The sequence below is a fragment of the Eggerthia catenaformis OT 569 = DSM 20559 genome, from assembly GCF_000340375.1.
GTDB classification, from domain to species: domain Bacteria; phylum Bacillota_I; class Bacilli_A; order Erysipelotrichales; family Coprobacillaceae; genus Eggerthia; species Eggerthia catenaformis.
Map to the genome: position 1 here is coordinate 405,284 of NZ_KB446646.1, position 11,279 is coordinate 416,562.

Genomic DNA, 11,279 nt, shown 5'->3' on the forward strand with positions numbered 1-11,279 from the left:
AAACTATATATAATAGGTCAAAAGGAGATGTTATAGAATGAGCAAAGTTATATTTTTAGATGTAGATGGAACATTAATCAATTATCAGACATATTTGCCAAAGTCGGCAGAAAAAGCAGTTAATGAAGCCAGAAGGAATGGTCATCGTGTTTATATCTGCACGGGATGCGGTAAGGATGAAATCAGTCATAGGGATTTTAGAACTATGGAAATAGATGGTATGATTGGCGGTAATGGTGTTTATGTGGAAGATCATGATCATGTTGTCTACTTTAATCCTTTAAGTGCTGATGATACAAGAAATATTGTTGACTGGTGCTATAAAAGAGGACTGGGAGTTATTTTAGAAAGTAACGCCGGTATGTTTGTAGATGATTTGTTTTTAAAGCAGGGGGCAGAAGCAATGGCTAAATATGCTTCCGGTAAAGGAAAAGTTATTGCTGATATAGAAGAATTTAATAAGAATGTTATGAAGCAGTATACACCTCTTTCAAGAAAAGAACTGTATCGTAATGATATTAATAAGATCAGCTATATTTTAGGAAGTTATCAGGATCATTTAGATGCTAAAAGAGATTTTCCTCACTTAGTAGAAAATACTTGGGGAGGCAAGGGAGAAATGGCACTCTTCGGAGATATTGGACCTAGCGGTATTGATAAGAAGTATGCGATTAAGATATTATTAGATTATCTTAATATAGATCCTAAAGATACTATAGCTTTTGGCGATGCTAATATTGATATATCTATGTTTGAAGTATGCGGGTATGGAGTAGCTATGGGTAATGGCGGTGAAGGTATTAAGAAAGCTGCTGATTACATTACAGATGATGTAGATCATGATGGATTATATAATGCTTTTAAATATTTAAAGCTTATTTAGCAGACTTGCAGTCTGCTTTTCTTTTCTTTATCGATGGTTTGTGGTAAAATCTAACAGATAAAGGAGTTAATGATTATGCAGTATATGACAAGTGAAGAACGTTTAATTACGTTAGATAGAATGCTTAATACTCGTGATTTAGGAGGGTATGAAACACAAGAAGGGCGTTATACTAAAGCTCATCGTTTTATTAGAGCTGCTTCACCGGCTCATGCAACGGAGCATGATTTAGATACATTAGTTAATTATGGAGTAAGAATAACTATTGATTTACGCAGTGATTTTGAAAAAGAAGTACAAGTTTCAAAGTTTAAAGAAGATAATAGATTTACAAATATTGAAATTAATCTCATGGATAGTGAAACAGTAAAAGTTGTTCCGGAAGAAATCAAGGAGTATAGAGATCTTGGCGGTGTTTATATTTTTACTTTAGAAGCACATAAAAAAACAATCAAGGAAGTCTTTAAGATCTTTTTAGAACATCCTTATGAAGGTATTTTATTTCATTGTTCAGCAGGTAAAGATCGAACAGGAATTATTGCCGGTTTATTATTAGAACTGGCAGGATGCCATGATCATGATATTGTTAAGGATTATGCTGAAAGTTATGGCAATAACATTGATATTGTTGAAAATCTTAAACAACTAATGGATGAAGAAACACAGAATTATTTAACGTCATCACCACGATATATGCTTATCTTATTGGATTATTTGAGAGAGCATTATGGCAGTGCTTACGGTTATTTAAAAAATATTGGTTTAACAGAAGAAGAAATAGATGATATCAAGCAGGGATTTTTAATCTAATGAGAAAAAATCCTCCTTTATGAGTATATGATAATAGGAGGATTCTATGGGTTATACATATAAGCAGAAAATCTTATTGATAAAAAAGATCATTCATCGTTATCAATGTGCTTCTTATTTAATAGATTGTATGAATTATGATAATCATTATGCTTCACATACATTATCTGTTAGGGAAGCACCTGTTCATTCTGTGTCTTATTACTACAATAAAAGAATAGATAAGATAGATGAAGCGAAACGTCTGATTTATTTAATTAATCAGATATTTGTTTTGATAGGTAAAGAATCAGAAGAGATTATTAGGCATGATTTTATGATGTATGATAAAGAATGGTATTTGGATTATTATTCCAAGGCTACTTATTACCGTAAGAGAAAAGAAGCGATTGAACAGTTTGTGAAATATTTGCTTGTATTTCTTGAGTTTTAGTTTATTTCTCTTTATAATAATTACTTAAGAGGTGAAGAAAATGGAATATTTTGATAGAATTAAAGAGGTCTTAAATGACAAGTTACACGGCAAGGAATTGACATTGGATTCTTCTTTTAGAGATTTAGGTATTGATTCTTTAGATTTGGTTGATTTGGTTTTTGAATTAGAAGAGGAAATTGGTGTTGAATTTGAAGATGAGGAACTGATGTCTATTACTACAGTTAAAGATCTATTGACATTAATTGATAAGAAGACTGCTTAAATACTCTTTATAAGAGTATTTTTTAATGCATTCATAAAGATATTGTGTTATGATAGCGATTACAAGGAGTGAGGAATATGGAAAAATATATTATGGCATTGGATTCAGGGACAACATCTAATCGCTGTATCTTATTTAATCATAAAGGAGAAATGTGTTCTATTGCTCAGAGAGAGTTTAAGCAGATTTATCCGCAACCGGGATGGGTAGAGCATGATGCTAATGAGATATGGGCTACTCAGCTATCAGTAGCAGTTGAAGCAATGCAGAAAATAAATGTAGAAGCAAATCAAATTGCAGCTATTGGTATTACCAATCAGCGAGAAACTACTATTGTTTGGGATAAAAAGACGGGAGAGCCTATTTATAATGCGATTGTTTGGCAATGCCGCAGAACTGCTAAATACTGTGATGAATTAAGAGAGAAAGGATTAACTGATCTCTTTAAAGAGAAAACAGGATTATTATTAGATGCTTATTTTTCAGGAACAAAATTAAAGTGGATTTTAGATCATGTTGAGAATGCCAGAGAAAAAGCAATAAAAGGAGAACTGTTATTTGGAACGGTAGAAACATGGCTGATTTGGAAACTGACTAAAGGAAAGGTTCATGTTACTGATTATTCTAATGCATCACGTACTTTAATGTATAATATACATACATTGCAATGGGATCAGGAGTTATTGGATATTTTAGATATTCCTTTATCCATGCTGCCTCATGTGCAGGCTTCCAGTAGTGATTTCGGTATGAGTGATGCTTCTTATTTGGGGGCACCTATTCAGATTGCCGGAGCAGCCGGAGATCAGCAGGCAGCTTTGTTCGGACAGACATGTTTTACTCCCGGAGATGTTAAGAACACTTATGGAACAGGCGGCTTTTTATTAATGAATACAGGGGAGACACCGGTATTATCAAAGAACGGACTTGTAACGACGATTGCCTGGGGATTTGAGGATAAAGTGACTTATGCTTTGGAAGGATCAGTCTTTGTTGCCGGAGCAGCTATTCAGTGGCTAAGAGATGAAATGCGTTTAATAGATTCTTCTGAAGATTCTGAATATATGGCTAAGAAAGTAAAAAATACAAATGGGTGTTATGTTGTACCGGCATTTACCGGATTAGGTGCACCTTATTGGGATCCTTATGCCAGAGGAACGATTGTAGGTATCACTAGAGGTGTTAATAAATATCATATTATTAGAGCCGCTCTTGAATCATTAGCTTTTCAGGTAACGGATGTGATTCATGCAATGGAAGTTGATTCTCATATTTCTTTATCACAGTTAAAAGTTGATGGCGGAGCATGTAAGAATAATCTACTGTTATCTTTTCAGGCTGATTTCTGTAATGCTCCGGTATTAAGACCGCAGTGTGTAGAAACAACGGCTATGGGAGCTGCTTATTTAGCCGGATTGTATATCGGATATTGGAAGAATTTAGATGAAATTAAACGTAATTGGCAGATTGATCGGGTGTTTAAACCAAGAATATCGGAAGCAGAAAGAGAAGAAAGGCTGGCGGGATGGCATAAAGCTGTAGAGCGCAGTTTTCGTTGGTCTGAACATTAAAAGATAACCTTGAAGGTTATCTTTTAATGTTTATTTAGTTTTCTTAATAATCTATTCATATAAGGAATACTATTTAAATCATCCAGATGATCAGAATAGAAGAATAAGATCATCAGGAAGTAAACGATCATACCAATGATTACTGAGATTATTAAAGGAATAAAGACATGTCTTGTAATCATAAATAATAACTGATATGAGATATAACAGATCATTCCCATTATGATTGATGAGATAATGGGAATGAGAAAGAATTTTCTTGTTTTATACCGATAATGGATAAGTTTTTTTAAAGCCAGCTGATTAGTGATGCACATTTGTAAGGCATATAGAGAGGTGCCAATTGCCAGCAAATAAGGAGCAAGCTCCTTATTTGAAGCAGGCAGTATAAGTAATAGGATCATTATGATGAGGATATGAGCAATAAGAGCTTTTAAAGCATTATGAAGCGGTATTTTAACTGCTCCAATAGCTTGTAGAATACCATTGGATAAAGTTGATAGACCATAGAATACAGTAGCGCCGGCACCGATAGTTAGAGTCATAGAAGCCATTTTAATAGTTGATGGCTGTGGAAATAAGACACCCATGATAGGATAGCTTAATACAGCTAGTCCCACTGCCGAAGGGATAAGAATCATCATAGTAACTAAAATAGAAGAATCAATAGAATCTCTGACTTCCCGATAATCTTTTAAGGCATGTGCTCCGGAGATAGAAGGAATAGAAGCTGTGCTCATAGCACTCGCCAGGGCAACGGGGACATTCATCAGTACTACAAATTTACCGGCATAGACACCATACATCTTAACTGCTTCAGAAGTAGGAATATTTTTTAATTTCATAAAGAAATAAAAGATATTCATATCAATAACTGCCACCAGATTATAGACACAAGTTGCGATAATGATAGGAGTTACAATATCTAGTATTGAATGAATAATGGCTTTAGGTGTATCTGTATATGAATCCGGGGTGAGTTCATCACTCATCTGTTTTCCTTTTGATAAGAACTTATAGAAAAGATAAGCTAAAGCAATAAAAACACCGACACCGGTGCCTAAGGCACTTCCCCCTGCACCATAAGAGGCTTTCATACTGCTGTTATTTAAATAAGGCTGGATAAAGATCCAGGCAGCTCCTACGGAAACAACAGCATTAAAAATTTGTTCTATAATCTGTGAAATAGAAGTATAGATAGTTGTATTATAAGCCTGAAAATAGCCTCTTAATACACCTACGAGTCCTGATAAGAAAATGGTTGGACAAAGAATTCTTAAAGCAAAGACAGATCCTTTAGTAACAATGTAAGGGGCTAAAATAAAAGCTAATAAAGAAGCCGCACCGGATATTACAATGACATAAACAATAGCATATTTGAAGATCTTTCTAGCATTATCATATTGATGTAAAACAATTTTCTCACTGATCATCTTAGAGATGGCAGTAGGAATAGAATAAGAAGAAATTAACAGTACCAGGGAATAAATATTATAAGCAGTACTATAATAGCCGTTTCCTTCATCACCTATCAATGCAGTTAAAGGACTGCGATATAAAACCCCGATAATACGCACCAGTATACCGGCTAAGGCAAGAATAGATGCCTGTTTAACGATTGTCTGTGACTTACTGCTCATCTTTATGTCTCCTCTCATTTTTAACATTATAACAAATTCTTATTCTACATCCTATTATTTTTAATACAACTAAAAAATTGTCACTTTTATAAAAAAGCAATCCTCTATATAATATAGAAAGGATTGAAAATACTCTTTATAAAATATATATAAATAAATATATAGAAACATGTAAACAGCGTAAAATATCTTGTATTCAAGAAATGATTGTGCTAGAGTAATTCTGGTGATTATATGAAAAACATACTTCAGAAAATAGAAAAATTTAAAGATTCAAATAAAATAGTAATGAGTGATGAAATAACAGAGTTGACATACTCTCAGCTGATTACTAATGCTCAAAGAATTGGTTCAGCATTATTAAATGTTTCTAAGAGAAACACTCCAATTGCGGTGATGCTGCCTAAAAGTACGGCTTGCCTTTATTCATTTTTAGGAGTTGTCTATTCAGGACATTTTTATGTTGTGATTGATGATCAAATGCCTTTAGAAAGAATAGAAAAGATATTCTCAGGATTAAATCCGGTCGCACTTATTACCAATAAAGATTATCAGGAAAAAGCAGAATCATTAAATGTGCCTGTTTATTACCTTGAAGATATATTTGATACTGAAATAAATGAAGTAGGATTACAGCAGATTAGAAATCTTTCTATTGATACAGATCCTCTCTATGCATTATATACATCAGGATCAACAGGGATGCCTAAGGGGGCTTTATTAACTCATCGTAATGTTCTTAATTATATTGACTGGGTTATTGAAACATTTGATATTAATGAAAATACAGTCTTTGGATCACAGACACCATTTTATTTTTCAATGAGTGTAACTGATATCTTTTCTACATTATTTACCGGTGCTACATTACATATTATGCCAAAGAAATTCTTTGCTTTCCCGGTAAAACTGGTAGAATTAATGAATACAAAGAAAGTGAATACAATCTATTGGGTACCAAGTGCTTTAGGTATTTTTGCGAATATGAAAGTATTGGATTATGTAGAATTACCTGATTTAAAGAAAGTTATGTTTGCGGGTGAGGCTATGCCAACTAAGCATCTTAATTATTGGATGGATAAACGTCCGGATATAGAATATGCTAATCTGTATGGACCAACGGAAACAACTGATATTTGCACATATTATAAAGTTGATAGAAAGTTTAAAAATAATGAATCTTTACCGATAGGAAAACATTGTGATAACTGCGATGTCTTTATTTTAGATGATCAGAATAAAGAGATTACGGAAATAGATAAACAAGGAGAATTATGTGCACGTGGAGGTTTCTTAGCTGCGGGTTATTATAATAATCCCGAGAAGACACAAGCGGCTTTTATGCAGAATCCATTAAATACTTTTTACCCTGAAATGATGTATCGTACAGGTGATTTAGTAAAGTATAATGACCGTGGAGAACTTATTTATATTACACGTAAAGATTATCAGATTAAGCATATGGGTTATCGTATAGAGCTTGGAGAAATTGAAACAGCAGTCTATGGATTAGATGCAATTAAAAGCTGTGTTGTCATCTTTGATGATGAAAAAGATAAGATTGTTCTGGTATATCAGGGAAAGATTAGTGATAAAGAAATAATTGATGGTTTAAAAGATAAGGTTCCACACTATATGTTACCGAATGTTATGAAGAAAGTACGTAATATGCCAATGAATCAGAATGGTAAAATAGATAGAAAATATTTAAAAACAAATTATGGAGGATTATAAAATGAAAGAACAAGTTTTAAAAATTTTACAGGAATTAAAACCGGGCGTTGATTTTACATCTAGTACATCATTAGTAGATGATGGCTTATTAGATTCATTAGATGTAATGAATCTATCTGTTGAATTAAATGATGAGTTTGATATTGAAATCACACCACTAGATGTTGTTCCGGAAAACTTTAACAGTGTTGAGGCAATCACTGCATTAGTTGAAAGATTAGCAGATGAGTAAAAATTAATAATTATATTTAGTAAACTGAATGTCAAGATATTCCATTTTGACATTTTTATTTATTTTTTATGAAACCCTTTACATAAAAAGTAAATATATTATAATTTAGCTAGATAAAATAATCACTAAGTAGTTTATAAGAAAGTGGTGGTTCACATGTACTCTTTATGAAAGGTTATTAAAGAATTAAATTGAAGGGAGTGTAAAAAATGAAAAATGACGAAAAGCTGTCATATGCAATACTGACTTGCTGTGCATTCACAATTTCAGTAATGAGTTATCTCGTAAGGTTTGTTATGAGGTATTTCTATGGAATAAGTGATAGGATTTATGAAGTCTCTAATCCTATTGCCTACTTCTTTGAAACATTTGGTGATAAAACAGGTGTATTGCAATGGCTGACTGTTATATCATTTATCATCGGATGTTGTTTTTGGTATCATTTTAAGAAAGGCAAATCTATTAAGGGAAATCTTTTATTTATTAAGCATCTGGTAGAGGGGTCTAAGGAATAAATAATAAGTAATCAGTTCAGGTAATAATGACCTGAACTGATTTTTGTATATAGTAATGAATAATAGTATTTTGATTTAAATAAGAAAGAAATTTTTAATACTTAGCTTATTAATCGTATGTTTTTAGTATATTTTTTTAAAATTTATGCGATTGATAAAATGTTTTTTATTTGGTAAGATTAAAATGATAAGAATAATAAAGCTTAGTATTTAGCTTATTAATTCTTATAAATCAAAGAAGGGAGTTTATTATGAAATATGAAAGGAAATTAAAGAAGATATTTTCATGGTTTTTTGTTTCTGCAATGATATTATCTGTAATGTCTTTAAGTAATGTCAAAGCTGCAGGAAAAGAGCTGGGAATGGATAATGTAAAAGTGACATCTTTTGAAATTATTGATACTGTTGACGGAAAGTCTATTCAGTATAAAAAAGAGTCTGACACGGATTATGCTTCTTATGAAAGTAATCCGGCTCAGTTTAATAATGCTGTCTGTCAGAATCAGCAGGATAGCCGTATTAAATTGAAATTGGGAATATCTTATGAAGCGGAGAATGTTCTGCAAGAGGGAGATACTCTGACTGTTAATGGAAACTATGGTGGAAAGCTGGAGAACTTTACTGAAAATCCGCTACCAATTAAGGTAGGCAATAATGTCCTTGGAACATGGGTTTATAAAGACGGGAAGTTTATTTTAACTTTTGGTGGAGATTTTATTAGAGATAATCCGGTTAAGAAATTCAGTGCTTATTTTGAAACCGGAGAAATGCTTATTCGTAGTGCTTCGTTAGAAAAAAGTACAGAAAAAGGAAAAAGATATGTAAAGTATGGTCAGGTAGGAAAAGAAAAGATATGTACACCGTTTGAATATCGTCATATTGATGCTTCTACAATTAATAATACAAAACAGATTTTATCTAAGAGTCCTGACGGATCAGATGATCATAGGATTACATGGAGTATCAGATTATTTAATGATATCTATAATAAAAGAGTAGGTAATAGATATTATGACTATTTTACTCCATACCTTTTAGAGCATAACGGGCAATATCGTCCAAATTCATATACCGGTATTTATGTTGAAGATACTTTTACTGATTGTATAAAAGCACCAGTTTTACAGTCTGTTCTACCTTGGGTTACAGGTATTGATGATTCAGACAAGGTTATTGAAGGCTGGTATAGTGGATGTGGAGGTATGCTTGCTAAAGAGGTAAAGCAAGGATCTAAAAGCAGAGAAGAGATTAAGAATTCTCTTAAAAAAGGTGAGTATTGTATTTATGATAATCATGACGGTACTTACACATTAATGCTTAGATGGTGGGATATGAATGATTCTAACGGTCTTACATATGATCAGCTGCCACAGGTAAAAAATGCCGGAGGCGTTGGTAATTTATTAAAAAAGAATGAGCCGGATATCTTTGGAAAGCTTTCCGCTGCAACTATTGAAAAAATAAATAAGCTTTATCATGGTAAGGCGTTACAAAATATTATCTTCTATTTTCATGCAAATTATACTCCTGTTAAAGAAGTAACTGAGAAGAAAAATACAGCAACGATTGTTACGGATCAGACAGGTAAAAAGGAATATCCTGCAACAGGTAAGTTAACGCCTCCAAAGGGAATTGCCGATGCACCGGCTAATCCATTATCTATCAAAATGATTAAGACGGATAAGAATAGCGGTGATGCTCTTTCTAAAGGATTTAAGTTTACTCTTGAAACATCTGCTGATGGAAATACATGGGCTGCTTTTGATGTTCAGAAAGCAAATGTAGAAAAAGGAACTTATAATGATGCTGATAAGACTATGACACCTGATGAGAATGGTGTTTTACAGATAAAGAATCTGGTAGGTGGCAAGAAGTATCGATTTGTAGAAAAGGATCATCCTAAAAATTATCAAGATGTGGTGATTGATAATGCTCATCCTAATGACAGTGATCATACAAAGTCAGCAAATTCAAAAGCTGTTAATATTGCTGCAACAAACCCTCAGGGACAGGTTGTTGTTATGTATAATGAAAAAGAGACAACTGAAGTTTCTGTAGAGAAAAAATGGGTAGGTCCGAAAAAAGATAGTGTAACCGTTCATCTTTATGCCGGAACAAAAAAGATAAAGAGTCAGGTGTTATCGGAATCTAATCAATGGAAGCATACTTTTAAAAAGCTGGACAAGCTTGATGAAAATGGTTCAGAAATCAAGTATGAAGTCAAGGAAGATGTTCCGGCCGGTTATGATGTAAAAATCGAGAAAAATTCTATCGGAGGCTTTGTTGTTACTAATACTAATACAGAGAAAACAACAGTGTCTGTTACCAAAAAATGGGTAGGTCCGGAGAAAGATACTGTTAAGGTTATATTGAAAGCGGATGGTCAGGAAAAAGAAACTTATATTCTTAAAAAGAGTGAACAATGGAAACACACATTCACTAATCTTGATAAGTATAATAAGAACAATGGAGAGCTTATTAAATATGAAGTTGATGAAGAAGTACCTGCTAATTATGAGAAGAAGATAGAAGGTACTCAGGAGAATGGCTATACAATTACTAATACAAATATTGAAAAAATTGATATTCCGGTTATAAAGAAATGGAAAGGACCTGAGTTAGGATCAGTAAAAATTACTCTTAAAGCCAATGGACAGGAAAAAGAAAGTCATGTATTTAAAGCTTCAGAGAATTGGATGCATACATTTAAAGGACTTCCAAAATATGGTGCTGACGGGAAACTGATTGTCTATAAAGTTGAAGAGGAAACTCTTGCAAATTATACTTCAGAGATTACACCGGATGGCACAGGATTTATTGTTACTAATACAAATACAGAAACAGTGGAGGTAAAAGTCGATAAGAAATGGGTAGGACCGAAGAAAGACTCTGTAACAGTTAAACTGATGGCAGACAATCAGGAAGTACCTAATAAGACTTTAACGCTGAATGAAGGAAATAAGTGGACAGGCAAGTTTACCGGACTGAAGAAATACAATGATGATGGAACATTGATTAAGTATGGAATTAAAGAAGTTCTTATTACGGATTATACTTCTGAAGTAACAGAAAATAGTGAAAATAATTATACTATTACTAATACAAATACAGAAACAGTGGAAGTGAAGGTTAATAAGAAATGGGTAGGACCGAAGAAAGACTCTGTTACCGTTCAGCTGATGGCAGACAATGATGA

10 protein-coding genes are annotated in these 11,279 nt (G+C 32.9%); 9 read left to right on the forward strand and 1 reads right to left on the reverse strand.

Annotated elements, in window-relative coordinates:
- The first annotated feature begins 37 nt into the window (after positions 1 to 37).
- From HMPREF9943_RS01895 to glpK, 5 genes are all read left to right on the forward strand, one after another.
- Positions 38 to 883, forward strand: coding sequence for a Cof-type HAD-IIB family hydrolase (locus HMPREF9943_RS01895; RefSeq protein ID WP_004801546.1), 846 nt, complete (start codon positions 38 to 40; stop codon positions 881 to 883).
- 75 nt (positions 884 to 958) lie between these two features.
- The gene (locus tag HMPREF9943_RS01900; RefSeq protein WP_004801547.1) at positions 959 to 1,693 is read left to right on the forward strand and encodes a tyrosine-protein phosphatase; all 735 of its coding nucleotides are present in this window, start codon (positions 959 to 961) and stop codon (positions 1,691 to 1,693) included.
- 46 nt (positions 1,694 to 1,739) lie between these two features.
- On the forward strand, positions 1,740 to 2,126 hold the full coding sequence (locus HMPREF9943_RS01905; RefSeq protein WP_004801548.1) for an MG284/MPN403 family protein: 387 nt from the start codon (positions 1,740 to 1,742) through the stop codon (positions 2,124 to 2,126).
- 40 nt (positions 2,127 to 2,166) lie between these two features.
- A complete protein-coding gene (locus HMPREF9943_RS01910) occupies positions 2,167 to 2,391 on the forward strand; it encodes an acyl carrier protein (RefSeq protein WP_004801550.1) in 225 nt (74 codons plus the stop codon).
- 77 nt (positions 2,392 to 2,468) lie between these two features.
- A complete protein-coding gene (glpK, locus tag HMPREF9943_RS01915) occupies positions 2,469 to 3,962 on the forward strand; it encodes a glycerol kinase GlpK (protein ID WP_004801551.1) in 1,494 nt (497 codons plus the stop codon).
- Positions 3,963 to 3,985: 23 nt separating this feature from the next.
- Here glpK and HMPREF9943_RS01920 read toward each other — a convergent pair whose 3' ends face one another.
- Entirely contained in the window at positions 3,986 to 5,602 is a 1,617-nt protein-coding gene (locus HMPREF9943_RS01920; RefSeq protein WP_004801553.1) for a putative polysaccharide biosynthesis protein, read from the reverse strand.
- Positions 5,603 to 5,836: 234 nt separating this feature from the next.
- On the opposite strand from HMPREF9943_RS01920, the gene HMPREF9943_RS01925 reads away from it, so the two are divergent.
- From HMPREF9943_RS01925 to HMPREF9943_RS09635, 4 genes are all read left to right on the forward strand, one after another.
- Entirely contained in the window at positions 5,837 to 7,336 is a 1,500-nt protein-coding gene (locus HMPREF9943_RS01925; protein WP_004801555.1) for an amino acid adenylation domain-containing protein, read from the forward strand.
- A 1-nt stretch (position 7,337) separates the two neighbouring features.
- Positions 7,338 to 7,568, forward strand: a complete 231-nt coding sequence (locus HMPREF9943_RS01930) for an acyl carrier protein (protein ID WP_004801556.1) — start codon at positions 7,338 to 7,340, stop codon at positions 7,566 to 7,568.
- Between the two features lie 209 nt (positions 7,569 to 7,777).
- Entirely contained in the window at positions 7,778 to 8,083 is a 306-nt protein-coding gene (locus tag HMPREF9943_RS01935) for a hypothetical protein (protein WP_004801558.1), read from the forward strand.
- A gap of 251 nt (positions 8,084 to 8,334) precedes the next feature.
- Positions 8,335 to 11,279 (forward strand): Cna B-type domain-containing protein (locus HMPREF9943_RS09635; RefSeq protein WP_004801560.1); only part of this gene is annotated, 2,945 nt, incomplete at its 3' end.

What these genes read in the sequence shown, in the direction of transcription:
- glpK (WP_004801551.1), top strand. Translation starts at nt 2,469, where the DNA reads ATGGAAAAATATATTATGGCATTGGATTCAGGGACAACATCTAATCGC.
- HMPREF9943_RS01935 (WP_004801558.1), top strand. Translation starts at nt 7,778, where the DNA reads ATGAAAAATGACGAAAAGCTGTCATATGCAATACTGACTTGCTGTGCA.
- HMPREF9943_RS01910 (WP_004801550.1), top strand. Translation starts at nt 2,167, where the DNA reads ATGGAATATTTTGATAGAATTAAAGAGGTCTTAAATGACAAGTTACAC.
- HMPREF9943_RS01925 (WP_004801555.1), top strand. Translation starts at nt 5,837, where the DNA reads ATGAAAAACATACTTCAGAAAATAGAAAAATTTAAAGATTCAAATAAA.
- HMPREF9943_RS01905 (WP_004801548.1), top strand. Translation starts at nt 1,740, where the DNA reads ATGGGTTATACATATAAGCAGAAAATCTTATTGATAAAAAAGATCATT.
- HMPREF9943_RS01895 (WP_004801546.1), top strand. Translation starts at nt 38, where the DNA reads ATGAGCAAAGTTATATTTTTAGATGTAGATGGAACATTAATCAATTAT.
- HMPREF9943_RS01900 (WP_004801547.1), top strand. Translation starts at nt 959, where the DNA reads ATGCAGTATATGACAAGTGAAGAACGTTTAATTACGTTAGATAGAATG.
- HMPREF9943_RS01920 (WP_004801553.1), bottom strand. Translation starts at nt 5,602, where the DNA reads ATGAGCAGTAAGTCACAGACAATCGTTAAACAGGCATCTATTCTTGCC.
- HMPREF9943_RS01930 (WP_004801556.1), top strand. Translation starts at nt 7,338, where the DNA reads ATGAAAGAACAAGTTTTAAAAATTTTACAGGAATTAAAACCGGGCGTT.